Annotated in this window: 28 protein-coding genes; 11 read left to right on the top strand and 17 right to left on the bottom strand. The window is 71.0% G+C overall.

The genetic code is table 11. The annotated features are described in order from the left end of the window. Nucleotides 1-77 precede the first annotated feature (77 nt). The 4 genes from ACWEN3_RS00295 (at nt 78) to ACWEN3_RS00280 (ending at nt 3,705) form a co-directional block, all read left to right on the top strand. On the top strand, nt 78-863 hold the full coding sequence (locus ACWEN3_RS00295; RefSeq protein WP_452963749.1) for an SDR family NAD(P)-dependent oxidoreductase: 786 nt from the start codon (nt 78-80) through the stop codon (nt 861-863). 146 nt (nt 864-1,009) lie between these two features. Further along, nucleotides 1,010-2,131, top strand: a complete 1,122-nt coding sequence (locus ACWEN3_RS00290; protein WP_452963747.1) for an ABC transporter permease — start codon at nt 1,010-1,012, stop codon at nt 2,129-2,131. 238 nt (nt 2,132-2,369) lie between these two features. Next, nucleotides 2,370-3,029 (top strand): NADPH-dependent FMN reductase, encoded by a 660-nt coding sequence (locus ACWEN3_RS00285; protein WP_452963745.1) that lies wholly within the window; start codon nt 2,370-2,372, stop codon nt 3,027-3,029. Nucleotides 3,030-3,138: 109 nt separating this feature from the next. Then, nucleotides 3,139-3,705, top strand: coding sequence for a hypothetical protein (locus tag ACWEN3_RS00280; protein WP_452963744.1), 567 nt, complete (start codon nt 3,139-3,141; stop codon nt 3,703-3,705). A 97-nt stretch (nt 3,706-3,802) separates the two neighbouring features. Here ACWEN3_RS00280 and ACWEN3_RS00275 read toward each other — a convergent pair whose 3' ends face one another. Continuing rightward, on the bottom strand, nt 3,803-4,642 hold the full coding sequence (locus tag ACWEN3_RS00275) for an SDR family NAD(P)-dependent oxidoreductase (RefSeq protein ID WP_452963742.1): 840 nt from the start codon (nt 4,640-4,642) through the stop codon (nt 3,803-3,805). A gap of 305 nt (nt 4,643-4,947) precedes the next feature. On the opposite strand from ACWEN3_RS00275, the gene ACWEN3_RS00270 reads away from it, so the two are divergent. Together ACWEN3_RS00270 and ACWEN3_RS00265 are read left to right on the top strand one after the other, a co-directional pair. After that, nucleotides 4,948-5,679: an SDR family oxidoreductase gene (locus tag ACWEN3_RS00270; RefSeq protein WP_452963740.1), complete on the top strand. Its 732-nt coding sequence runs from the start codon at nt 4,948-4,950 to the stop codon at nt 5,677-5,679. A gap of 82 nt (nt 5,680-5,761) precedes the next feature. Then, nucleotides 5,762-6,265: a winged helix-turn-helix transcriptional regulator gene (locus ACWEN3_RS00265; protein WP_452963738.1), complete on the top strand. Its 504-nt coding sequence runs from the start codon at nt 5,762-5,764 to the stop codon at nt 6,263-6,265. Nucleotides 6,266-6,348: 83 nt separating this feature from the next. On the opposite strand, the gene ACWEN3_RS00260 is transcribed toward ACWEN3_RS00265, so the two are convergent. The 7 genes from ACWEN3_RS00260 to ACWEN3_RS00230 form a co-directional block, all read right to left on the bottom strand. After that, nucleotides 6,349-7,407 carry an LLM class flavin-dependent oxidoreductase gene (locus ACWEN3_RS00260; RefSeq protein WP_452963736.1) on the bottom strand — a complete coding sequence of 353 codons (1,059 nt, stop codon included), beginning with the start codon at nt 7,405-7,407 and terminating at the stop codon, nt 6,349-6,351. Beyond that, nucleotides 7,407-7,913 carry an SRPBCC family protein gene (locus ACWEN3_RS00255; protein WP_452963734.1) on the bottom strand — a complete coding sequence of 169 codons (507 nt, stop codon included), beginning with the start codon at nt 7,911-7,913 and terminating at the stop codon, nt 7,407-7,409. Before ACWEN3_RS00255 ends, ACWEN3_RS00260 begins: the two co-directional genes overlap by 1 nt. Before the next feature lie 129 nt (nt 7,914-8,042). Then, nucleotides 8,043-8,996 carry an NAD(P)H-binding protein gene (locus ACWEN3_RS00250; RefSeq protein ID WP_452963732.1) on the bottom strand — a complete coding sequence of 318 codons (954 nt, stop codon included), beginning with the start codon at nt 8,994-8,996 and terminating at the stop codon, nt 8,043-8,045. Nucleotides 8,997-9,123: 127 nt separating this feature from the next. Continuing rightward, on the bottom strand, nt 9,124-9,528 hold the full coding sequence (locus ACWEN3_RS00245; protein WP_452963730.1) for a nuclear transport factor 2 family protein: 405 nt from the start codon (nt 9,526-9,528) through the stop codon (nt 9,124-9,126). A 370-nt stretch (nt 9,529-9,898) separates the two neighbouring features. Further along, nucleotides 9,899-10,873, bottom strand: coding sequence for an alpha/beta hydrolase (locus ACWEN3_RS00240; protein ID WP_452963728.1), 975 nt, complete (start codon nt 10,871-10,873; stop codon nt 9,899-9,901). A gap of 196 nt (nt 10,874-11,069) precedes the next feature. Continuing rightward, a complete protein-coding gene (locus ACWEN3_RS00235; RefSeq protein ID WP_452963726.1) occupies nt 11,070-11,399 on the bottom strand; it encodes a branched-chain amino acid transporter permease in 330 nt (109 codons plus the stop codon). Then, the gene (locus ACWEN3_RS00230) at nt 11,392-12,048 is read right to left on the bottom strand and encodes an AzlC family ABC transporter permease (protein ID WP_452963724.1); all 657 of its coding nucleotides are present in this window, start codon (nt 12,046-12,048) and stop codon (nt 11,392-11,394) included. Before ACWEN3_RS00230 ends, ACWEN3_RS00235 begins: the two co-directional genes overlap by 8 nt. A gap of 209 nt (nt 12,049-12,257) precedes the next feature. Here ACWEN3_RS00230 and ACWEN3_RS00225 point away from each other — a divergent pair, with 209 nt between their 5' ends. Beyond that, the gene (locus tag ACWEN3_RS00225; protein WP_452963771.1) at nt 12,258-12,674 is read left to right on the top strand and encodes an Lrp/AsnC family transcriptional regulator; all 417 of its coding nucleotides are present in this window, start codon (nt 12,258-12,260) and stop codon (nt 12,672-12,674) included. Between the two features lie 66 nt (nt 12,675-12,740). Here the strand turns inward: ACWEN3_RS00225 and ACWEN3_RS00220 are convergent, their stop codons facing one another. Both ACWEN3_RS00220 and ACWEN3_RS00215 read right to left on the bottom strand, forming a co-directional pair. After that, on the bottom strand, nt 12,741-13,190 hold the full coding sequence (locus ACWEN3_RS00220; protein WP_452963722.1) for an N-acetyltransferase family protein: 450 nt from the start codon (nt 13,188-13,190) through the stop codon (nt 12,741-12,743). 200 nt (nt 13,191-13,390) lie between these two features. Further along, nucleotides 13,391-14,623, bottom strand: coding sequence for a GNAT family N-acetyltransferase (locus ACWEN3_RS00215; protein WP_452963720.1), 1,233 nt, complete (start codon nt 14,621-14,623; stop codon nt 13,391-13,393). A gap of 188 nt (nt 14,624-14,811) precedes the next feature. Here ACWEN3_RS00215 and ACWEN3_RS00210 point away from each other — a divergent pair, with 188 nt between their 5' ends. Together ACWEN3_RS00210 and ACWEN3_RS00205 are read left to right on the top strand one after the other, a co-directional pair. Next, the gene (locus ACWEN3_RS00210) at nt 14,812-15,618 is read left to right on the top strand and encodes a transglutaminase domain-containing protein (RefSeq protein ID WP_452963718.1); all 807 of its coding nucleotides are present in this window, start codon (nt 14,812-14,814) and stop codon (nt 15,616-15,618) included. Between the two features lie 133 nt (nt 15,619-15,751). Beyond that, on the top strand, nt 15,752-16,657 hold the full coding sequence (locus ACWEN3_RS00205; RefSeq protein WP_452963716.1) for an alpha/beta fold hydrolase: 906 nt from the start codon (nt 15,752-15,754) through the stop codon (nt 16,655-16,657). Nucleotides 16,658-16,661: 4 nt separating this feature from the next. Here the strand turns inward: ACWEN3_RS00205 and ACWEN3_RS00200 are convergent, their stop codons facing one another. The 5 genes from ACWEN3_RS00200 to ACWEN3_RS00180 all read right to left on the bottom strand — a co-directional run bounded on the left by ACWEN3_RS00200 (nt 16,662) and on the right by ACWEN3_RS00180 (nt 20,322). Then, nucleotides 16,662-17,111 carry a hypothetical protein gene (locus tag ACWEN3_RS00200; RefSeq protein WP_452963714.1) on the bottom strand — a complete coding sequence of 150 codons (450 nt, stop codon included), beginning with the start codon at nt 17,109-17,111 and terminating at the stop codon, nt 16,662-16,664. Continuing rightward, nucleotides 17,108-17,611: an RNA polymerase sigma factor gene (locus ACWEN3_RS00195; protein WP_452963712.1), complete on the bottom strand. Its 504-nt coding sequence runs from the start codon at nt 17,609-17,611 to the stop codon at nt 17,108-17,110. The genes ACWEN3_RS00200 and ACWEN3_RS00195 overlap by 4 nt, the downstream gene beginning before the upstream one ends. A gap of 161 nt (nt 17,612-17,772) precedes the next feature. Beyond that, a complete protein-coding gene (locus ACWEN3_RS00190; protein WP_452963710.1) occupies nt 17,773-18,465 on the bottom strand; it encodes a hypothetical protein in 693 nt (230 codons plus the stop codon). Nucleotides 18,466-18,571: 106 nt separating this feature from the next. Next, nucleotides 18,572-19,099 (bottom strand): hypothetical protein, encoded by a 528-nt coding sequence (locus ACWEN3_RS00185; protein WP_452963708.1) that lies wholly within the window; start codon nt 19,097-19,099, stop codon nt 18,572-18,574. Nucleotides 19,100-19,290: 191 nt separating this feature from the next. Next, on the bottom strand, nt 19,291-20,322 hold the full coding sequence (locus ACWEN3_RS00180; protein WP_452963706.1) for a saccharopine dehydrogenase family protein: 1,032 nt from the start codon (nt 20,320-20,322) through the stop codon (nt 19,291-19,293). A 112-nt stretch (nt 20,323-20,434) separates the two neighbouring features. Here ACWEN3_RS00180 and ACWEN3_RS00175 point away from each other — a divergent pair, with 112 nt between their 5' ends. After that, nucleotides 20,435-21,418 carry a helix-turn-helix domain-containing protein gene (locus ACWEN3_RS00175; protein ID WP_452963704.1) on the top strand — a complete coding sequence of 328 codons (984 nt, stop codon included), beginning with the start codon at nt 20,435-20,437 and terminating at the stop codon, nt 21,416-21,418. Between the two features lie 62 nt (nt 21,419-21,480). Here ACWEN3_RS00175 and ACWEN3_RS00170 read toward each other — a convergent pair whose 3' ends face one another. Together ACWEN3_RS00170 and ACWEN3_RS00165 are read right to left on the bottom strand one after the other, a co-directional pair. Beyond that, nucleotides 21,481-21,948, bottom strand: coding sequence for a pyridoxamine 5'-phosphate oxidase family protein (locus ACWEN3_RS00170; protein WP_452963702.1), 468 nt, complete (start codon nt 21,946-21,948; stop codon nt 21,481-21,483). A 402-nt stretch (nt 21,949-22,350) separates the two neighbouring features. Next, complete coding sequence (locus ACWEN3_RS00165) at nt 22,351-22,605, bottom strand: hypothetical protein (RefSeq protein WP_452963701.1); 255 nt, start codon at nt 22,603-22,605, stop codon at nt 22,351-22,353. Between the two features lie 379 nt (nt 22,606-22,984). Between ACWEN3_RS00165 and ACWEN3_RS00160 the strand changes: the two genes are divergently transcribed. After that, entirely contained in the window at nt 22,985-23,677 is a 693-nt protein-coding gene (locus ACWEN3_RS00160) for a response regulator (RefSeq protein ID WP_452963699.1), read from the top strand. The last annotated feature ends 70 nt before the right edge of the window (nt 23,678-23,747 follow it).

Below are 23,747 nucleotides of genomic sequence, written 5' to 3'. Positions count from 1 at the left end.
GCATAAGTGAAGGGTTTCCTGCGCTTAGTGTTAGTGTCGGTCCGCGTTCGAATCCACCAGTGGAAGGAACCCGTCCCATGACCGCAGTGCACTGTTCGCGCTTCGCAGGGAAAGTCGCCGTCGTCACCGGCGGAAGCCGGGGCATCGGCGCGGCGGTCGCAACCCGCCTGGCCGCGGAAGGCGCCGCCGTCGTCATCGGCTACCGCGGCAACGAGCAGGCGGCAGAAGAGCTCGTCTCCTCGCTCGACGCGGACGGCGGCCGCGCGCTCGCGCTGCGCGCCGACGTCACCGACCCCGACCAGACCAGGGCCCTGTTCGAGCAGGCGATGGACCGGTTCGGCCGGATCGACGTCCTGGCCTCGTGCGCGGGCGTCGAGCACTTCGACGCGCTGGAGAACATCGCTCCGGCCGACTTCGACCGCGTCTTCGCCGTCAACACCCGCGGTCAGCTCTTCGCCGCCCAGCAGGCGGCCGCCCGCATGGGCGCCGGCGGCAGGATCGTGCTCACCTCCTCCGTCAGCGCCTCCCGGGCCGTCTTCGGACACACCCTGTACGCGGCATCCAAGGCGGCCGTGGAGTCGATGGTCCTGAACCTGTCCGCGGAACTCGGCGGGCGCGGCATCACCATCAACGCCATCGCCCCCGGCGGTACCGCCACCGACATGGCCGCCGAACACGGCGCCAGTTACCAGCACCCCAAGCTCCGCGACACCATGTCCCTGCCCCAGTGGCTCGAGGTCCACGGCGCGCTCGGCCGCCTCGCGAGCCCGCAGGAGGTCGCCGCCGGGTACGCCTTCCTCGCCTCCGACGACGCGGCGTACCTCACCGGCCGCACCCTCCCCCTCGACGGCGGCTTCTTCTGACGCGCCCGAGCGCTCGCGCCGTGCCGCGAAGAGAAGACCGGCACCGCGTCTGACCGCGCCCCCTTGTGCTCCCCGCAGTCCCGCAGCCGACGGGTTGCGCTCTTCGCAGCCCGCGCCCGCAGCCCCGTAGCCGACGAGAAGAAGCCATGCCCTCTCAGAACGCCCTCAGCTCCCCGGCCACCGTCGAGCCCGGCCGGCCCCGCCACCGTGCCGACCACATGGACCGGCAGCCCCCTCACCCGCACCTGGACGACGCCGAGCACGGCATACCGCCCGCCGTCCTGGCGGCCGCGGCCCCGCTCCGCAAAGCGATCACCGTTCCGGTCATCACCTCACTGCTCGTCGGCGCCGCCTTCGTCGCCGTCTTCCTCGCGGCCTTCCACGCCCCCGCCTCCCACCGCCTGCCGCTGGGCATAGCCGCCCCCGACACCACCGCGGCGCACGTGGAACTGGCGGTCAACGACCTCGACGGCCAGGCCGTCAGCTTCCACCGCTACCCGCGGGCGGCGGCCGCCCGCGCCGCGATCGAACGCGGCGACTTGGGCGCCGCCCTGGTCACCGACCCGCACCGGCATCTGAAGCTGCTGGTGGCCGGCGCCCAGGGACCCTCGGCCACGGGAGCGGTCCAGGCCACCCTGACCGCCGCGCTCGGCCATCCCGTCCCCGTCAGTGACGTGGTGCCGCTCGACCCGCAGGACTCCCGCGGACTGTCGATCTTCTACTCGTGCTTCGGAGTCGTCCTGGCCGGCTACCTCTTCGCCGTGTCCTCCTACCAGATCGCCCCCCGCATGGCTCTGGCCGCACGCACGGCCGCCATGGCCGCCTTCTCCGTGGCCTCCGGTCTGGTCGTCGCCGCCATCGCCTGCCTGGCCCTCGGCGCGATCCCGGCCGCCTTCACCACCACCGCGGGCGTCGCCGCCCTGCTGGCGCTCGCGATGGCCGCCTCCGCCGGTCTGATCATGCGCGCGTGCGGGCCCGCCGGGATCCCGCTGGCCTCCATCGTCCTGCTCATCCTCGGCAACGCGTCCAGCGGAGGCATCCTGCCCCCGCAGTACCTGCCCGCATGGCTGTCCCCCCTCGCCTACGCCCTGCCGCCGGGCATCGCCGTCCGCGCCCTGCGCGCGGCGTCCTACTTCCACAGCGCACACCTCGCCACGGGGCTCACCCTCCTCGCCTGCTGGAGTGCCGCCTGTCTCATCGTCCAGTACGCACTCGACCGCGCGGCCCGCCACCGGGCCATGGCACCCGTCCCGGTCCAGGCGAACTGAGCGATGACGGGGGCCACTTCACGTCAGGACCCGTGACGGAAGGGCGCAGCTCCGGTGCGGGTGGACCTGGCCGGCACCAGGCCTCCCGAGCGCTCAGGGGCACCTGGGCGCGTCACCCGTACAGCACCGCTCACCGGGCGCGGGGGTGTGACCGGCGCCAGGCTGAGACCGCCACGGCAGGGGGGTTGCCGAGGGCACTCTCCGCTGCACGCCCGGCTCGGTGGAAGGACTTATGTCCATGTCGACACAGGACGGCCCCGAACCCCTGCGGGTGTTCATCCTCAGCGCCTCCTTGCGCAAGGACTCCCTCAACACGCGCCTCGCCGGTCTGGCCGAACGCCTTGCCGCCGAGAGCGGATCCGTGGTCGACCACGCGTCCCTGCGCGGCTTCTCCCTGCCCCCGTACGACGGTGACGTCGAGACCGCCGACGGCGTCCCGGAGGCCGCTCTGGACCTGGGCCGGCGCATCGCCGACGCCCACGCGATCGTCATCGCCGCCCCCGAGTACAACGCCTCGGTGCCGGGCGCCCTGAAAAACGCCATCGACTGGGTCTCCCGCATCCGCCCCCAGCCCTTCAAGGACACCCACGCACTGCTGCTGTCCGCCTCCCCGTCTCTCATCGGCGGCAACCGCGGCCTGTGGGCCCTGCGCGTCCCCCTGGAACACCTCGGCACGCGCGTCTACCCCGACATGTTCAGCCTCGCTGCCGCCCACCAGGCGTTCGCCCCCGACGGCAGTCTGACCGACCAGGGCCTGCAAGGCCGCCTCGCCGAGACCCTGCGTGCCTTCCTGGCCCTGGTCGAGGCCGACACCCGCTACGTGTGCCTCACGCGCCGCTGGTACGAATTCCTCGGCGACCGCACCGGAGCCCACGTCACCCAGCGCGCGGAGGACTGACACCGGCCGCACCAGGGTCCCGCCGCGAGGTACTGCCAGGCGTTCCGCTCTCGGCGGACTGCCCCCGCAGCCTCTTGCATTCGCTCCGCTGCGGAGTAATCGTCATTACATGATTACGGCAGAGGAACGAGAGAAGCTGCGCGGCTGGTTCGCCGGCCGTCTGCCGGACGACCTGTTCGAGGAAGTGGTCGACGTGACCGTCGACCGCGAGGAGATCACCGTCGTCGGCCGTATCGCCGCACCCCGGCTCACCGACGACGCGTCGCCCAACGAGCGTGAGGCGGCGATTCAGGGCCGGGTCCAGGAGTTCCGCGAGCGGACCCGGGAGGCACGGATCGCGGTCGCCCGGGACGCTGAGCACCGCTTCCGCCGCAAGGTGTCCTGGGGTGTGGAGTGCGCCGGGGAACGCGCCCTGTTCACGCATGTCGCCGCACCCGTCATGACCCGGCTGCGCCAGCCCGAGCGCCAGGTCCTCGACACCCTGATCGCGGGTGGCGTCGCCCGCAGCCGCAGCGACGCCCTGGCGTGGTGCGTGCGCCTGGTCCAGCGCCACACGGACGACTGGCTCACCGAGTTGCGGGAGTCCCTGGAACACGTACAGCGGGTCCGCGCGCAGGGCCCCGACACCGCGCCCGAGGACACCCATGACAAGGGGCGCGACGGCGGAGAGGAGTGAGCGGGAGGTGGAGCAAACCTCCACCTGCGGCCCGGGAGACGGATGGCCCGCCTCCTGGGCCGTCATCAGCGGTCCCCGCCGTCCGCCGCCGCAGAGGTCACCCGCCTGGGCGTTCCGCCGTGCGGTAACGGGCGGCCATCGAGGTACCGGAGCCCTCGCGCAGGGCCCTCTCCGCGTCGGCCAGTGCGGCCACGGCCTCGGCGTCCGACAGGCCGGGCACGCAGACCACTTCCCCGGTCTCCAGTGCGGCGAGGGAGGCGGTGACCACGTCGGACGCGGTCATGCCGCCCTCGTCGTGGACCCGGGCCGCCCCGGGCACCGGGGTCTCACCCGTGCCGAGGTGGAACTCGGTGGCGGTGAGTCCGGGGCAGACGACCTGCACGCGCACCGGTGTGCCGGCCAGTTCGGCCGCCAGGGTCCTGGTGAACGTCACCATGTAGCCCTTGGTGCCCGCGTAGACGGCCCGGTGGGGGAGGGGACCGGGCGGCAGGGCCCCGGCGAACGCCAGCAGTGAGGCGACGTTGACGATCGCGCCCCCGCCGCGCGCCAGCATGGGCGCGACGGCCGCCCGGGTCAGCACCGTGGGCGCCACGACGTTCACGTCGAGCACCTTGGTCTGCAACGCGGGGTCGACCTCGGCGAACGGGCCGTACCCGTTGATCCCGGCGTTGTTCACCAGCAGCGCCACATCGGGGCCGGCGACCCGCTCGGCGATCTTGGCGAGGTCCGACGAGTGGGAGAGGTCCGCGATCACGGTCTCCACCGCCGCCGCGGTCTTCTCGCGCAATCCCTCGGCCAGCGCGGCGAGCCGCTCGCCCCGACGGGCGACGAGCACCAGGTCCCAGCCCCGCCGGGCGAGCTGTACGGCGTACTCGGCACCGATCCCCGACGACGCCCCGGTCACCACGGCCGTTCCGGCCGTCCCGTCCGCTGTCATCCGCCGCATCCTTTGCTCGACGGCCGGCCCCTCGCCCAGCAGGCCGTGCCCGTAACCCCTGTGATCGCAGTGCAGTGTTTCCTGCCGCCGGCCGGCCGAAACTCGCGATGGCGGCAGGCTGCCGACACGGCGTGCGGGACACCGGCTGCCCCGGATCCCTCCGGGGCGGCTGTGCGTCTGTACTCGATCAGCCGTCGGCGGGGCGGGTGGCGGAACTCCCCCGGCGGCTCGGGGCGGCGATCAAGGCCATTTGCGGTATATATCGGACATAGGTGATCGAGGGAAATCGAGGGAAGGTGTGTGCCATGAAGTTCGCAGTGATCGGCGGAACCGGGCGGATCGGATCACGGGTGGTGGCGAACCTGGACGCCGCCGGCCACCAGGCCGTACCGCACTCCCTGTCCACGGGCGTGGACATCCTCACCGGCCAGGGCCTGGAGGCGGCCGTGGCGGATGCCGACGTCGTCGTCAACCTGACGAACTCCCCGACCTTCGACGACGCCTCGATCGCCTTCTTCCGGACCACGATGGGCAACCTCCTCGCCGCGAGCGAGAAGGGCGGAGTCGGCCACTTCGTCATCCTCTCGATCGTCGGCGCGGACCAGGTGCCCGGTCTGGACTACTACCGGGCGAAGGTGCTCCAGGAGGACATCCTCAAGTCCGGGCCGATCCCGTATTCCATCGTCCGCGCCACGCAGTTCATGGAGTTCATGGACGCGACCCTCGCCATGACGACCGAGGGCGACACAGTCCGCCTGCCCCGCACGCCGATCCAGCCGATCGCCGCCGCGGACGTGGCCCGCACCGTCGCCGAGGTCGCCGCGGGCAGCCCCCTGAACGGCGTCGTCGACATCGCGGGCCCCGATGTCTTCCCGCTCGACGAACTCGGCCGTCTGATCGTGACCGCCAAGGGCGACGGCCGCACTGTCGTCACCGACGACACCGCGGGTCTGTTCGCCGCGGTCCCCGGCGACGTCCTCACCGCCCGGGGCGACGCCCGGATCGCCCCCACCCACTACACCGACTGGCTCTCCTGAACGAGCCGTCCTTGCGCTCGGCTTCGGCAGGGCGAAGGATCCGACCTGCTGAGTCTCACTGGAAGACTCGTACCATCGCAGTATGAGACGCACGTCGTTCGCGAACTGGCCGTGCTCGGTGGCGAGGACCATGGACCTGCTGGGCGACTGGTGGACGCCCCTGGTCCTGAGGGAGGCCTTCTACGGGATCCGCCGGTTCGACGAATTCCAGCAGGAACTGGGCATCGCACGCAACACCCTGGCGGAGCGGCTGCGCCGGCTGGTGGAGGCGGGGCTCCTCGAGAAGCAGGTGTACGAGACGCAGCCGGTCCGCCACGAGTACGTGCTGACCGAGTCCGGCCGTGACTTCTACGGCGTGATCCTCGCCATGACCCGTTGGGGCGACCGGTGGCTGGCGGGCGACGACGGGCCACCGGTCGTCACCCACCACGAGACCTGCGGCCACGATGCCCAGGGCGAGGTGGTGTGCTCGCACTGCAAGGAGCCGCTGGCCTGGGAGGACGTCACTGCGCGCCCCGGCCCCGGCTATCCCGAGAGACTCCTCGAACGTCCGGACATCCGCCGACGGTTCCAACTGGACGACTGAGGGCAGCCGACGCACGGCGCCGGCTGCCCGGTCGTGGCCGCCGGAGCCGATGGCCATCCGCGGGGCGGCCAGGCCCTACTGGCTCAGGACTCCCCGTCGACCTCGTGGACCAGTTCGATCGCCCTGGCCAGCGTGGTGAGCCGGGCCTCCTGGGTCTCCCCGGCCGGGTAGAGGCGGACCGTGGTGACGCCTGCGTCGCGCCAGACCGCCAGCCGCTCGCGCACCATGGCCTCCGTACCGATCAGCGTCGTGCCCAGCACCATCCCGTCGGTCACGAGGGCGGCCGCGCCGTCCCGGTCGCCGGCCTGCCACCGTTCGCGCACTTCGGCCGCGACCTCGGCCCAACCCTGGCGGCTGTAGGCGTTGTTGTAGAAGTTGGTGGACGACGACCCCATGCCGCCCAGACTGAAGGCGAGTTCCTTCTTGCGCCCGGCGACCATCGCGCCGAGCGCCTCCTCATCGGGGGCGAAGGCGACCTCGGCGCCCTGGCAGACGTCCAGGTCCGCACGTGTACGGCCGCTGCGGGCCAAACCGTCGTCGAGGTGCGCGAAGTACGCCTCGCCCGCACCCTCGGGGACGAAGCTGGTGCCCAACCAGCCGTCGGCGACCTCGCCGGTCAGCCGGAGCATGGCCGGGGACAGCGAGGCCAGGTAGACGGGAACCTCGTGCTCGGCGCGCATCGACAGCCGCATCGGGACGGCCTCGCTTCCCGGCAGCGGGATGGTGAACTCCGCTCCGGAGTACGAGAGTCGCCCGCCGTCGAGCACCCGGCGCACGATCTCCACGGTCTCGCGCATACGCCTCAGCGGCCGGGCGAAGGGCACTCCGTGGAGCCCCTCGATCACCTGGGGGCCGGACGCGCCGAGGCCGAGCAGGAAGCGTCCGCCCGACAGATTGGACAGGGTGACGGCGGTCTGTGCGATCGCCGTCGGGGTCCGTGTGCCCAGTTGCATCACACCGGAGCCCAGCAGCAGTCGGTCGGTGAGTGCCGCGAAGTAGCCGAGAGCGGAGGGCGCGTCGGAGCCCCAGGCCTCGGCGACCCAGCAGACGTCCAGGCCCAGCTTCTCGGACTCGACGACGAAGTCCGCCTGCCGGGACCAGTGTTCGCCGCCCGAGGCCTCGATCGTGGTGGCCGTGCGCATCACGCCTCCGCCAGCTTCTTGATCTGCGCCAGCGTGTGCGTCATGCCACGCTCGAACTCGCGCATCCGCACGAAGACGATCTTCTGTTCCTTCTCCGGCATCCGGTCGATCGCCACGGACAACCCGGAGTGCCCCGGGCCCAGTTGCATCCACTGCGAGAGTTCGGTCCCGCCGCCCTCGGGCAGCAACCGGAAGCGCCAGACCGCGGAGGGGTCGGACGGATCCTCCACCGCCCAGGCGAGGGTCGACTCCGGTTCGCACTCGACCACATGGGACGTGGTCTCCCACTTCCCGAACGCCTCGTGCTCACTGCGGCCGACGAACCTGGCCCCCACCGCCGGGCCGGCGGCACCGTCGAGCCATTCGACGGACCGCAGTTCGGCACTCATACCCGGCATCAGCTCGATGTCGCTGACCACGGCCCACACCTTCTCCGGTGAGGCATCGATCCACGTGCGCACCTCGACCGTGGGTGTGTCCGCGTAGCGCGCGCCTGTCCATTCCAAGGCCGTCGGCCTCCTTGCCGTTGACGGGTCTGACCTCCAGAGTTGCTTTATGAGACTCGCCTGTCAAGGGTGATGGCCCGAGGTGGCCGAGGCGCCGGGGTCTCCGTGAGCGGATCAGGCCCTACGGGGTCAGCCCCCGTCTCTCCCTCCGCCCTCGGGCGGAACAGGCTCGGGCTGGGGCCACAGCGCGGGCGTGTTCCTGACGAAGCTGTCCAACCCGAGCGGAGGGCGCCCGAGCAGCTCGGCGATGTCGTTCGTGGCGCGGTCGTACCGGTTCTCCCGATGCAGCCGCGCCACTGTGGCGATGTGCTCGTGGACGTGGGGCGGCAGACCCAGCTTCTTGAGGTCGCCTTCCAGCCACTCCTCGTACGGCACGTCGACGTAGGTCACCGGGCGGTCCAGGGCGGCGGCGAACTCGGCCGCGATGGCGGTCATGTCGCGGGAGCGTGCCCCGGTGAGTTCGTGGATCCGTCCGGACGGCGGAGCCGGGCCTAGCAGGAGTGTGGCGATGACCTCGGCCACATCCGCCGCCGCGACCGGCGAGGTCCGGGCGGAGCCGAAGGGGAGGCGGATCGTGCCGTCGCGCAGGATCGAGGCGACGGCGGCACGGGCGAAGAGCGGGTTCTCCATGAAGACCGTGGGCCGGACATGGGCGGCCGGCACGCCCGACCAGTCGAGGACGTGCTCGGCCAGCCAGTGGCTTCGCTGCTGCCGGGACTCCGTGTCACTGGTGAGATCCATCTGCGAAACCGTCATCTGCGAGATGCTCACCAGCAGATCCAGGCCGCCGCCCTCCCGGGCGGCCGCCGCGACCGTCGTCGCGGCCTCCAGATACACGGGCGACACACTCATCCCGAAGTAGGCCCGGCGGCAGCCCGCCAGGGCCCTCAGCACGTCGCCGCCCCGTGTGAGGTCGCCGGCCATCACCTCCACGCCGTCCATGGCCCGCAACGCCGAGGCCCGTTCGTCGTCGTGGTGCACCAGCGCCCGGACCGGCACACCTTCCGCGTGCAACCGCTCGACGACTGCTCGTCCGACGCCATCGACTCCGACGCCGGTCACCAGCACAGGATGGACGGACACGACGATCGCCTCCTACGTTCCGCACACTCGGGATCAACTAGGTCAAGGGGCTGCCCAACGGGTCGCCCACGCCGCCACAGCGGCATCGCGGTGGGGGCGCCATGGGACCCCCTCCGGACGCTCGGCCTCAGCGCTCCTCGGGGAACACCTCGCCGTACATCGGCAGCCCGCTCAGGGACTGGGCCCGGGAGGCCTCCGCCTCGATCACGTCCCAGTGCTCCGCCAGGACGCCGTCCTCGAGGCGGAGGAAGTCGACGGCGATCCACGGAGCCGTCCGACCCTGCCCCGAGAAGCGGCCCCGCACCATGACCATGTCGCCTTCCGCCATGATCAGTTCGCTTTCGTGCCTCAGTTCCGGCGGGAGGCTCCTGACCAGGTCGAAGAGGCCCTCCCGGCCGGGCGCGATGTGGGCGCTGTGCTGGATGTAGTCGGGGGACCAGAACCGCTCGGCGGCGGCGTAGTCGCGCTCGTTGAACAGAGCGTCGAAAGCCTCGCGGACGATGGCCTTGTTCCTGTCCTCGACGGTGGTCATGGGGTCCTCACCTTCTGTCTGACGCCGGCGGAGACGGGCGCACACGCCCTCTCCGGGCGGCGACTGCGCAGCGACTGCCGCACCCGACGCGGCACTGCGCGACGAGTCCCACGGCCGCGGCCAGGAGGACGGCGACGCCGCAGCCGAGGACGGTGCCCCGCAGACCGACCGGCCCGATCAGGAGTCCGGCGATGATCGGCGGCGCTCCGAAGCTCGGCGCGCAGGGGCCGCCGACCGGCCCGGCAGCGACGGCACCCCGGAGGAGTCGCGACTCCGGGGCCCGGGCGCGCCACAGGCAGCCAGGCCGGAGGCACAGGGGCCGCTGTGCCGCTCGGCCGGCTCGGCGCCCCGGGTCGTCGGAGAGGCGCCGTCAGTTTCCGTGCAGGGCGTCCTTGATGGCGGCGATGGCGATCCGGCGGGCCACGTTGGTGGCGTGGCAGTCGCGGAGACTGTCGAGCATCAGGAAGTCGTGCACCATGCCGAGGACGCGTACGGCGGTGACCGGGACTTCGGCCTCCCGCAGACGGGCGGCGTAGGCCTCGCCCTCGTCGCGCAGTACGTCGGCCTCGTCCGTGATCACGACGGCCGGCGGCAGACCCTTGAGGTCGTCGAGCGAGGCGCGCAACGGGGCCGCGTAGCTCTCCTTGCGCTGGACGTCGTCGGTCGTGTACTGGTCCCAGAACCAGAGCATGGCGTCCCGGGTGAGGTAGTAGCCCTCGGCGAACTGCAGATAGGAGGCGCTGTCGAAGTTCGCGTCGGTGACCGGGTAGAGCAGCACCTGCGCGGCGAGGCTCAGGCCGCCGCGGTCCTTGGCCATCTGTGCGAGGACGGCGGCCATGTTGCCGCCGACGGAGTCGCCGCAGACCACCATGCGGGAGGCGTCGAGCCCGTGCCCGGCGCCCTGCTCGACGACCCACCGGGCGACGGCGTAGTTCTGCTCGATCTGGCTGGGGTAGCGGGCCTCGGGAGCCCGGTCGTAGACGGGGAACACGGCGGTCGCCCCCGCGCCGACGGCCAGTTCGCGCACGAGACGGTCGTGGGTGTTCTCGTCGCCGAAGACCCAGCCGGCACCGTGGATGTAGAAGATCACGGGCAACGGGCCGTCGGCGTTCTTGGGCTTGACGACGCGGGCCCGTACGGTGCCCCATTCGCCGGCGTCGACGGTGATCCATTCCTCGTCGATCTCCGGCTTGGCCACGCCCTCTCCGGTCTGCAGGCCGGAGAGGATGTCACGCCCCTGCTCGGGCGGAACCTCGTAGATGCGGGGATGGGCGGCGGTGGCGTCGGAGAGTTCCCTGGCCGCGGGCTCCAGCGTCGGGTTGGGCGGCGGGGGCAGATCCTTCATGGCGAACCTCCACGGGTTGTCGATCGCCGGCTCCGGTCAGCCGCTCGACCGAGCTTCGGGCATCGCCTTCCAGACTCGTGCGTTGGCCCGTTGCGCGCATCACGGGCGGCGGGCGGTGGACGCGTCCGGCCACCGCCCGGTGATTGCTTTCGCGGCGTGGTCCGTCCCGGGGCCGCTGTGACGCACGAAGCGCGGGTCAGTTGGCGAAGACGGTGCTGGCGAGGGCCACGCTGACGGCGGTGCCGCCGACGATGCTCAGCACGGCGTTACGGCGCCACAGGTGCAGCCCGACGGTGACGGCCAGGGCGGCCAGGGGCGCGGCGGCGCGCGGCTGGGGCAGCGGGAGGTCGCGCAGGCAGTAGACGAAGAGGATCACCATGACACCGGCCGGCATGCGGGCGCCGAGGTACTGGACGGTCTTGCTGGCGCGCAGCGAGGCCAGGACGGTGAAGGGCAGGGCACGCAGCGCCCAGGTGACGGCGGCCGAGACGGCGACGGCCAGGAGCAGGTAGCGGGTGTCAGGCATGGGACGACCTCTCACCGGCTCGCCTGTCGGCGGCGAAGTGCCGGGCCAGGAGCACGGCGGTGAACAGGGTGAAGGCGGCCAGGAGCATCTGACCGGGAAGGAGCAGGCGCGCGGCCAGGGCGCTGAGCAGCGCGAGGACGGGGGTGGGCAGGTCGCCACGCCGTTCCCGGACGGCGTCCAGGGCCAGGACGGCGAAGAGGGCGGTCATCGCGAAGTCCAGGCCGGTGACGCCGGCGGGTACCACCGAGCCGAGCAGGGCGCCCGCGGTGGCGCCGCCGACCCAGTACAGCTGCATGAACATCTGCAGCCACACGATGCGCGCGCCGGACCAGGACCGGGCCTGCTCGCCGGTGGTCAGGGCGTACGCCTCGTCGGTCAGGGCGAAGGTGCTGTAGGTCCTCGCGAGACGCCCCCGTACACGGTCGAGCGGGAAGGACAGCGCGTAGAACACGTGCCGGACGTTGACCAGGAAAGCGGTCAGCGCGACCGTCGCGAGCGGCGTGGCCGCGAGGGCCAGGTTCACGAGGAGGAACTCGAACGAACCGGCGTAGACGACGGCCGTGAACAGGCTCGCGCACCACCAGGGCAGGCCCGCATGGGTGATGAGGACCCCGAAGGCGAGTCCGAGCGGCAGCAGGCCCAGACCCACGGAGGCGGAGTCCGTCAGGGCCGCCGGCGCCTCGGACCGCTGACGAGGCGGAGAGGCGGGGGCAGGACGAGGAGAATCGGTCACAGCGACCGAAGGCGTTCGCATGCTGAAATTTTAGTAGGATTTCCACCACATATGGTTTCCTGTAATTCCTCTATCCTGATTCTGTGAGCAATCAAATCACCCTGGATGCGATCGACAGAGAAATTTTGTTCCATCTGCGCCAGGACGGACGGCTGACCAACGTCGAACTGGCCAAGCGGGTGGGCCTGACCCCGCCGCCGTGCCTGCGCCGTCTCAAACGCCTGGAAGACGCCGGAGTCATCACCGGCTATCGCGCCGTCATCAACCCGGAAGCCGTCGGCCGCGGCCTGGACGTCATGATCGACATCGAGGTCTATGCCAACGACCTGAAGACCATCGAGACGCTGGAGGAGACGCTGGCCTCCTACGAAGAGGTCATCGAGTTCCGCAGGATGTTCGGCCGCCCCGACTACTTCCTCCGCGTCGCCGTCGCCGACCACGCCGCCTACAACGCCTTCCTCACCGGCAAGCTCACCGGTCTCCCCGGCATCCTGCGCGTCGAGTCCCACCTCACGATGAAGAAGATCAAAACGGACGACTGACCGTCACTGGAGAGTCGTCGGCCGCAGGGGGTCCGTCGAAGGGCCTGTCCCCTCGCAGCATTTCGGTCAGCCGCTCCCTGCGCGGCTCGCCCCCGGCCGGCGCACCATGAAGACGTCGACGGGGTCTTGGCTCTCCACGACGAATCCGTGGCGCTCGTAGAGCCGGCGGGCGGCGCTGCCCTGCAGGACGTTCAACCGCACCGCCGTCCCCTGCGCGTCCGCGCGTTCCAACACGGCGCCGAGGACGGCGGATCCGAGCCCTCGGCCCTGGCACTCCGGAGCGAGGTAGAAGTGCTCCAGCCACTGCCCGTCTCCGGCAGGCCGGACCGTGACGCAACCTCCGAGTCCGCCGTCGACCACGATGACCGACGTGTGCCGCGAGGAGAACGAATCCCTCAACCGCTGCCGCACCCGGTGCTCGTCGTAGCGCCCGAGGCGTTCCAGATCCGCACGCATCACCGTGGCCCGCAACTCCGCGATCACCTCGATGTCCGCCGCGACCGCGGAACGCAGCATCCAGCCCGAACCCCCCGCCGACACCCTCTGCGCACGCGCCCCCAGGTCCGAGCGCGTACTGCTCCCCACCAGCCCAGCATCCATGGCCGGAGTATCTCAGCAGGTGTCCATCTTCCTCCCTGCGCGAGGCCCGGGCGGGCGACGGCCTGCCGAAGAGAACGGCGCGCGACGAGACCTGGGCGGCGTGGGCGGGCGTGTGGTCAGAACCAGTGCAGGCAGTGCGGAGTGCGCTCGGCGCGGAAGAGTGCGTCCGCGAGGGTGGCCGCGCCCGGGCGGTGGGCCCGGATGTGTCCGGCACGCACGAGCGTGCTCGGGGCGGTGCCGCCGAGATAGACCGAACCCAGGTCGCTCACGTCCAGGGACAGGTCGGGCTCCCGGTCCGTCGGGACGCACTCGGCCTTGCCGTCCCGGACGGTCAGCAAGCAGCGGCCGTGCTCGCCGAGGAACGGGTCGTCGACGTCGAGGACGAGCTCGCCGTCCGTGAACCAGCCGCGCGTGGTCAGCGCACGCGGGACGTCCAGCAGCCGCACCCAGAGCCAGTCGGTGTGGCCGCTCACCTCGCCGGCGCGGAAGTCCGCAAGCTGCCAGCGCAGCGGATGCTCGGGCGGGAAGTGCTTGAACACGACCTGAGTGACCAGGTCGTGTCCGAGCACGAACCGGGCCAGTGCCGTGAAGACGGCGTCGTCGGTGGCTATGGTCTCGTCGACCGTCAGGGTGGACGGCTCGCCGACGCAGTAGCTGGCGTACCCGTCCGGGACCCCGTCGGCGTCACGGTGGACGGCGACGTAGCGCGGCGCCGGAGAGACCGGGGGCTGCCCCGCACCCGAGGACCACCATCGGTGCGGCCGGGACACCGCGCCGGGCTGCGCGCGGCGGTAGCGGTCGTAGACCTCCTCCAGGACCTCGCCGCACTCGGCACGCCGCAGCACCTCGATCGTGCCGGTGTCCGTGCCGGTCGCTGAGGCGTCGGCCGTTCCGTGTGCCCGGGGGAGGGCGAGGGCGGACTTGTGGCGCGGCACCGTCAGGCGCTGCGTGTAGGTCGCCGGCCCGTAGCCGAACCTGCGGTAGATCAGGGCCTCGGAGGCAAGCAGCACGGAGAGGGAGTCCCCCCGGTCCCGCAGTTCGGTGAGCTGACGACGCATCATCGCGCTGAGCACGCCCTGACGCCGGTGCGAGGGCAGGACGCCGACGGCCGTCACCCCGCCGGTCGGGACGAGGATCTCACCGGGCAGGGTGAGCTCGAAGGAGTACGCACCGGCGGTGCCGACAGGCCGCCCGTCCGCCGTCATGGCGAGCAGGTTGCGGTCCATTTCGAACGCCGACCACCATCCCCCTCCGCCCGCGGCCGGGGTCTCCGGGAAGCGTCCGAATGCGGCATGGAGTGTGTCGACGAAGACGTCGAGGTCCTGGTCGGACGTGGGGCGAATCTCCATTGTTGCCGCTGCCTCCCTGCGATGACGACACCACGACGCGTGGTGTCCCGCCACAATGCTGCGTTGATCGGTGGCCGTGTCAAGCGAATTGCGGCCGGGCCCGTGCGGGAGTTATGGCACCCCATAGTTGAACGTGTTCAATTTTCCTGGCACGATACGTCTGCCACCTGAAGGTGCCGGGCGAGAGGATGACGATCATGACGAGTTCGCTTCTCACGCCGCGAGGCCGTGTCCGCACGCGCACGACCGGCGGGGGAGAGGCTGCGGGCAGCACGGTCCCCACACGGATTCTCGACTGGCAGCACCCGAGTGTTGTCTCACTGCTCCGACGGATCGACATCCCGACGGACTCGGAGGGCCCCTCAGGTACCGCTCACCGAATAGCCACCCTGCGCCGGGCTCACCGCCGGATCGCCTCACTTGTGCAGCCGGTGTACTCCGTTCAGGACGAGCGCCCCGTGTCGGAGGTGCTTCGCCGTCGCCGCGGCTCGTGCAGCCAGCGACTGGCGGTACTGGAGTCCGTAGCGCGTGCATCCGGGGTGGCCACCCGGGTGCGTGGCCTGGTCGTGGACGGGCGGTTCTGGTATCCGCGCTTCCCCCGGTTCCAGCGAATCGTCCCGCACCAAGTCGTGCTCGCCTGGCCGGAGTTCCGCCTTGAGGGGCTGTCACCGGCCGACCACCTCACCGCGCCTTGGCTGAGGGTCTCGGAACTCTTCGGCGATCTGGACGAGTTGAGCGAAGGCGGCGGTGGTGGTTTCACCAACGTCGGCCCCGAGACGCTCTTCGAGGCGTTGTCCAGGACGGCGATCGACTGGGACGGCGCGACGGTCTGCCCGTCCTCCGGCGCCGCGTGCGACCTCTCGGCCTACGTCCTGGCGGACCTCGGCCACTTCGACTCGCGTGACGAACTCTTCGCCCAACACGGCCAGACCCTCTGCGGGATGGCGCGACTACTGGCCGAGCCGGTCCTGAGCCGCCGTTCGGCGGGGGCGTAGGCCAGGTCCGCCCCTTCATACGCGAAGCCCAGAAGGTTTCAGCCCAGGGAAGGGAACGTTTTGGCTCGGTCCCACCTCCTGGCATGCCGACGTGGGCCCTCAGCGGGCCCGCCGAAGGCGAGAGGTGATTCCCATGACATCGAGCACAACCTCGATCACGGCCGGCGTCGACAGACCGCTCCCGAACGCCGAAGGGGCGAAGCACAGTTGGCTGGAGGTGCGCGGCATCCGGATGCATGTCGCCGAGTACGGGACCGGGGCACCGGTCCTGCTGCTGCACGGCTTTCCGCAGCACTGGTTCGCCTGGCACCGCGTCGCCGCCCTGTCGGCCGCGGGGCGACGGCTGATCTGCCCGGATCTGCGGGGCTTCGGTTGGTCGGAGCAGAGCCGGCGCGGCTATGACATCGACGGCTTGTGCGACGACATGCTCGCACTGCTGGACGCACTCGGGCTCGATCGCGTGGATCTGGTCGGCCACGACTGGGGTGCTCACGTGGGCTTCCGGCTGTGTCTGCGGGCACCGGAACGGTTCAGTGGTCACCTGGCGCTCAACGCGGCGCACCCGTGGGCCCGGCAGCGGGCCGTCCTGCCGAACCTGTGGCGGCAGTGGTACACCGCCTTCATCGAGTATCCGGTGATCGGCCGGGCCGTGCTGCGCCACTGGCCGGCCTTCGCCCGCTTCCTGCTGCGCCACCAGGTCGCCGACCGGTCGGTCTGGCAAGCCGACGAACTCGCGGAGTACAGTGCCGCGGCCCGGGCCGGCGCGCATGCCGGGCAGGCCATGTTCTGGCAGTTCGTGGTCCGGGAGATCCCGGCGCTGCTGAGCGGCAAGTGGCGCAGGCAGCGGCTGACCGTCCCGACCGTGCTGCTCGGGGGTGAGCGGGACAACGTGTTCCCGCCGTCCATGCTGGCCGGGGGCGAGAGCCACGCGGACGATCTCACCGTACGGATCGTGCCAGGCGTCGGCCACTTTCTGCCCCGGGAGGATCCCCATGCGGTTGCCGGGGCGATGAACGAGCTGTTCGCGACGGGTCGTTGAACGACTACGGGCGCAGGGCCGCCCGCAGTGCGACCTTCCGGATGAAGGCACGGCTGCGGCGGGACCCGAGGGCGTACGCCCACTGAATCGGCCGCAGGGCGGCGGGACGCGCCGCGCCGAGCATGGCGAAGCGCGTGCCGTCGCCCTCCGGTACGGCGGCCATACCCCCCACCACAAGACTCGACTGCATCAGACACCAGCCGGGAGCCAGCCGCACCTCGAAGGCGCTGCGGAAGCCCAACGGGCCCACCGCCAAGGCGCGCTGGCGATCGGCGTCGCCGGGCGGCACGCGGAACTCGCGCAACAGGGGCACAAGGTGAGGCAGCTCGTCCGCCAGGTCCGAGGCGACCGCCCACACCCTGTCGTACGGCAGCTCCAGGCGCTCCTCCGCGTACAACGTGGTGTGCAGGCCCGCGGCCAGCAGCCGCAGCCGGGTCACGGCATCAACGCTCATTGCTGCCATGCCTTCCGGAACGCCGAACGGGCCCGGTGCAGGCGGGACTTGACCGTACCCGGCGCGATGTCCAGTATCTGGGCCGCACTTCGTTCATCAAGCTCCTCAAGCTCGCGCAGGACGAGTACGGCGCGATGATGCACGGGCATCCGCGCGAGCACGTCCCGTACCTGTGCCGACAACTCGCCGTCCCCGACGCCGACGAGGCCGCGCAGGCGGGCGACTTCGTCGGGATCGGCGGCCCGCTCGACGGCGGTTCGCCGCGCCACCCGCACCGCCTCGCGCACGGTGACGGTGCGCACCCAGCCGTAGAACGCCTGCGGATCGCGCAGCCCCCGTATCCCGACGAAGACCGCGGTCAGGGCCTCCTGGACGGCGTCCTCGCAGTCCGACAGGGCGATCGGCCGGCACAGCCGGGTCACATACGGCGTCACCACGGTCAGCACCTCGTCCATCGCCAGCGCGTCGCCGGTCCGCGCCGCCCGCGCCAGCGGGGCCACGGCATCCCAGGGTGGCTGAGGTTCTCCTGCCGAACCGTCCATCGTGGCGGACACTACAGCCTCAACGCGTGGCGCGTGGTGCGGGGTTGGCCGTGATCGGTTCGTGACGAACGATCTGGAAATCCTGCACGCGCTCGGCCATTCGGGGTGCCTGACAGGCGCTAGTCGGTGACGCTCTCGGCGATCACGAACCTGGTCTCGCACTCCGAGCACGTCGCACGTCCGAAGAGGCGTGTCACCCAGACGGCGACCTGCTCCTGACCGGCGTCATGCGCCATGGCGTAGATCCCAGCGCCGGTGCCGGTCAGCTCGTCCGGGGTTGCCGGGTGCAGTTCGGCATCACACTCGTCCGCGAGTTCGCCAAGCTGAACGCAGGTGAGGGCCTCGCACTCCGGGCATTCGGCCTCGAGTTCGTCGATGAGCAGTTCAAGCCGCTGAGACCAGACCGGAACGTCGTCGAACGCGAGCAGGCTCTGTGCCAGGTACACAAAGGTCTCCGGCTCCTCGACGGGGACCTCGGCCAGGCAGGCGCGGGCTGCGGGCGCCAATGCGGCGATCTGGGAGTCGTACAGGGCGCGCTGCGCCGTGTCGGCCTCGGCGACGATGAGACCCGCCATGAGCACCGCTTGCTTCCGCTCGCCCGGCGCACGTCCGGTCGCGATGTCCGCGAGGACCGGCAGGGCGGCATAGCCCGCGTCGTACACGGTGCCCTGATGACACAGCGACGACCAGAGGTCGCGCCAGACCGGCTCGTCCTCCTGGCCGCCGGTAAGGCGGGCGAAGAGGCCAGGTATGTCGTCCGCCGGGCCGTACGCGTGCCTGAGCCGCGACCAGTCGACTGCGTGGTGTGTCATGCGACCGCATTCTGCCTGACCGTGCGGGCGGTGCTTCCGTCCGATCCGCCGACGATTCGCGCGGCCCTGTCCCGATGCGCGTGGCGCTGCCCGGTCTGAATCGGCCTCAGCTCAGACCGTCGGCAGCGGTCCTGTACCCGGCTGCCTGCCTGGGCGTGAGGTCGTGCGAGACCCGGACGAGCACGTTGCCGTGGACGTAGTCGTACTCGGCGAGCGCGGGCATGCTCTCCGTGACGGCCTCGACGTACTTCGCACGGGTCTGCGCATCGGTGGACGTGGCGAACGCTTCGATGGAGCCGCCCCGTTCGACGTCGCCTTTGTGGGTGCCGGTGACCTTGCCGGCCGGGATCCGCGTGTCTTCGAACGTGATTTTCGAGGTGTACTGACCGGGGCGGCCGAGGAGGTGGTTCGGGTCGTTCTCCGCCGTGACGGTGCCGGACAGTTTCGCGGTCGTGACCTGGCCGGAGAGCTTCGTGAACGCGTCGTGGGCGGCGAGCTCGCTGCCGGCCGCCGTGGCGGGCTCGGCGGACTTCCCCGCGTTGTCCGTGGAGGACACCGACTTGGCGTTGCTGCCGCATGCGGCGAGGGTCAGGAGGACGGCGGCAGCCGCGGTGGTGGTGATGGTGCGTCGCATGTGGTTGATGGTGGACGGCCGGCGGCCACCATGAGGGTGATGTGTCCCTTTTGTGACAAAGCGTTCGAAGTCGCTGCGGGGAAGGCGGCCCCGCCGCGACGGGGGGACGCGGCGGGGCCTGAGCTTCGAGTGCCCCTGATCAGTCCTCGTAGTCACAGTTCCCAGGATCCGCTGAGAGCCGCGGCTGACTGTCAGGCGTGCACTTCCAGGGAGATGTGCGGGGACAGTGCGCGCAGGAAGTCGGGCGCGTCGAAGAGTTCGCCGGCGGAGGCGACACCGACCCTCGTGGTCCGTCCCGTGAGGATGCGGTCCACGGCTTCCACGACGAGCGGCGCGGTGACGGCGTAGATGTCCTGGCCCTTCGCCACGGTGCGCCGTTCGCTGCCGTCGGAGCGCACGACGACGTCGATGAGGAAGGTCTGCGCGGACCGCCCGTTCTCGTCGACCGCGGCCGGTGTCGGTGTGTCCGGGGCCGAGAGGTCCCTGGCCGCCTCGACCGTCATGTAGGTGCGTACTTCCGGGATGGACAGGTGGCTGGGAACGGTGACGACGTCAGCCATCGTGAATTCCCCGATGACGGTCCGGGGGCCCATCGGGTCGGGAAACGGCCACTGCAGGGTCGGGGCCTCGTCATGACGGTACTCAAGCTGTCCGTTCGTGTAACGGACACGCCGGCCGCCCCGCCGCTCCCGGGAGACCGCGCCCGCGGCACGTGTCCCGGCGGTGGGGTGCCAACTGTTCAGCCCGTACGCGATGTGCGCTTCGTCGGCCGTCGTCCAGTCGCCCATCGCCGCGGTGGTCAGCAGGTCGCCGAGGCCGCCGTAGAAGGCCATCGCAGGGACGATCACCACTCCTGCCGCACGGGCACGGTCGGTGAAGTGGGCGAAGGTGTCGATGTTGGCCTCGATCTCGGCCGCCACATCCACATACGGGATTCCGGCGCGCAGCGCTGCCTCGATCACGGGGGCGGCCGTCGTGGCGAAGGGCCCCGCGCAGTTGATCACGGCTGCCGTACCGGCCAGCGCGCGGTCGAGTGAGGCCGGGTCATCGACCGAGGCCGGGCGGGCGTCCAGTCCCGGTTCGGACGACGCCAGCGCCTTCAGCTTCTCGGCGTCGCGCCCGGAGAGGACCGGGACGAATCCCCGGTCCAGCAGCTCCGCCACCACGAAGCGCCCGGTGTGCCCGTACGCGCCGAACACCGCCACCTTGAGTCCCGATCCCATGGGTCTTCCCCCGTACTCGAATGATCTGCGACGACCTGTCTGGGGAACATCCTGTCGAGAACGAGCGCCCGGCGCGAGTGTCTGGAACGACATGGCCCATACAATTCCGGACATGACCACTGTCGCGCTGGCCGTCACCGACGGGATGCTGCACTTCGAACTGTCCCTCGCCTACGAGGTCTTCGGCTCCGCCCCCGCCGACGTGCCAGGCCCCTGGTACGACCTCGTCGTCTGCGGGCCGGGCACCGTGCGGGCCGGCCGATTCGCGCTGGAGCCCGACCGCGGCCTCGACTGGCTCCCGGGCGCCGACACCGTGATCGTCCCGGGCTGGGCCGACATCGATGAGGACCCGCCCGCAGAACTGGTCGACGCGGTGCGCGCGGCCCACGATGCCGGCGCACGCGTGGCCTCCCTCTGCACGGGCGCGTTCGTGCTGGCCGCCGCGGGCCTGCTCGACGGGTGGCGCGCGACCACGCACTGGGCGCACACCCGAGCACTGGCCGCCCGCTACCCCCAGGTCACGGTGGACCCCGACGTCCTCTACGTGGACAACGGGAGCGTCCTCACCTCTGCCGGCAAAGCCGCCGCCATGGACCTGTGCCTGCACCTCGTCCGCCTCGACCGCGGTGCGTCGATCGCCAACACCGTCGCCCGGCGCCTGGTCGTGCCGCCTCACCGGGACGGCGGTCAGGCCCAGTTCGTCACCACTCCGGTGCCCGCCCCGGACAACCACCCGCTCGCCGTGCTGTTCCCCTGGGCGATCAAGCGTCTGGACCAGCCGCTGACCGTGGAGGACCTGGCCCGCCAAGCACGGATGAGCTCACGCAACCTGGGCCGTCACTTCAAGTCGGTCACCGGAACCACGCCGCTGCAATGGCTGTTGACCCAGCGGATCCGCCACGCCCAGGAGTTGCTGGAGACCACCGACGACAGCGTCGACGCCATCGCTGCGGCCACCGGCATGGGCACGGCCACGACACTGCGCCGGCACTTCAACCGCACGGTCGGCGTGCCTCCCGACACCTACCGGCGGACCTTCCGCTCCCGGACCCGCCCTGGCCCGAGCGACAGCGGGCAACATCGCCAACGCCTCTGAGCCGCCTGGTCACGACTGGCCGGGACCTCGGTGACGTTCTGGAGCAAACCCCTCCGCGTACTTCAATCAGGCACCGTCCGGTTGCCGTCCTCGGTGAGCCGGACGCCGGTGATCAGGTCGGGCCGGATGCGTACCGCGTAGTCCATGGTCTGGTTCACCCAGGGACTGAGCAGCCCCTGATAGCGGGCCAGTTCTTCCGAGCCGGTCACGAGGTGGGCGTAGCCCGTGACCACGACGCTCCAGCCGAGGTGGGTGTCGGGGTCGATGGAGTCGGCCTCGTACGCCACCACGACGCCCTGGCCGTCGGCTTGCCCGGCGCGCGCGGTCAGTGCCGCGCCCTCGTGGGTGCGGATGATGATGTCGCCGTTGTCCAGGACGTGGTTGACCGGGCGGATCGTCGGCAGCGCGTGGCGGGTGAAGACGATCCTGCCGAAGGACACGCTGCCCAGCAGCCACAACGCTTCGTCGCTGTCCAGCTCGATGCTCCGGCGCGGTCCTGCGGGAGGGGCCTGAGAGATGTCGATGGTCATGGGAGGCTTCCGTGCGGTTTCGTTGCTCACTGCTGTGTGTCTCCGGCCGGCGAGGCGAGGCCGTCGCGTGGCCTGTCGCCGTGGTGGCGGCCCGTGCGCCGGTGTGGCATGTGCGACGTCCCTTCGACACGTGGGCGGTTGCCTGTCCGCAGCGCCCGGTCGGGGCCACGGACCGCTCCGATCAGGTCATTGGAACGGCACCGGAGCTCTTCGCACCAGGGCCGTTCGGCCCTTCTCTGCGTCCGGCCTCCGGACGGTGCGTCCGGCGGTTGCCGCTGCCTGGGCTCCGGTGTCGTGGCGGGCATGGGGAGCGCCTCCGTTGGCGAGAGCCGTCGGCGGTGACCGGCGGGGCGCGGACGGGAACGCTGCCGTGAGCGATCGGTGCCGTCCGCGCCTTCACTCTCACCCGGTCCCGCGGTTCGATCCCATGTGCCGATGGACCTTTCCGGGGGCTGCCCGGCACTGCTGCTCGGTGTGGTGCGCCACCGCCTTGGTGACCCTCACCCCACCGCTCACGGCCGGCACCCCGGGCCGGCCGAGGACCGCGTCGATCTTCTCCCGGATGTACGCGACGGCTTCCTCGTCCGCATCGCCTGCCACGCGCACCTGGACGGCCACGGTGGTGGTGCCGTGGGTGCCGGTGTCCTTGTGAGCCATGTGCTCCCCTCCTTCTGGGATCGGTTCGCAGCGGGTCCAGCCTTCTGCGGGGAGCGGGCCGGACCCAGGGCTGTCCGGCCCGAGGTGCGGGGCCGTACGACCTCCCCCCGTGGGACGCCCGTACTCGGTGTCCGGCAGTGCGGCACGCGTCCGGATCGTGGGATCCGTCACACGGCACGGTGCTTGGCCGAGGAGGGGAACACGGGGCCACTTCCCCCCGGTGGCGGTGGCAGGGTCCGGCCGCGGGAGACTGTGTGTGGAGAACAGGGCCGGTCGGCCCTGGCCCTTCGGCCCCGATGCGGGAAGGATCTCGGTTCGGAAGGCCGACTCCGTTCACGGGCGGAGCTCGGTGTGGAACGTGGAAATGGGGAGCGGTTTGATGGCGGACAGCGAGCAGCCCGGCGTCGGCAGCCCGATCCGGGTGTTCCTGCTGGACGACCACGAGGTGGTACGGCGCGGAGTGCGGGACCTGCTGAACGACGAGCCGGACATCGAGGTGATCGGTGAGGCCGGCACGGTGGAGCAGGCGTTGGTGCGCGTACCCGCGCTGCGCCCGCAGGTGGCGGTGCTCGACGTCCGCCTGCCCGACGGCGACGGTGTGACGGTGTGCCGGGAACTTCGGTCGCGCATGCCCGAGCTGGCCTGCCTGATGCTGACCTCCTTCGACGACGAGGAGGCCCTGCTGGACTCGATCATGGCGGGCGCCTCCGGTTACGTTCTCAAGCAGATCCAGGGCTCGGACCTGGTGTCCGCCGTGCGCACCGTGGCCGCCGGGCAGTCCCTGCTCGATCCCAGCGCCACCACGAAGCTGATGGCCCGGCTGCGTGGGGGTCAGCAGGAGGAGCAGGAGCCGGACGGACTGCAGGGCCTGACCGAGCGCGAGCGGGAGATCCTTGCCCTGATCGGTGAGGGCCTGACCAACCGCCAGATCGGCCAGCGGCTCTACCTGGCCGAGAAGACGGTGAAGAACCACATCTCGCGCCTGCTGGCCAAACTCGGCGTGGAGCGCCGTATCCAGGCCGCCGTCATCGCCACTCAGGTGCAGGACCGGCAGAGGCAGCAGGGCCGCTGAGACCATTCTGCGGACCGACAGCTGTCACGTCGGCCTGCGCGACTCCTCGGGCCGCGGGTCGGCCCCGGAC

The sequence above is a fragment of the Streptomyces sp. NPDC004561 genome (assembly GCF_053602155.1).
This window is presented reverse-complemented; position numbering and strand designations above follow the sequence as displayed.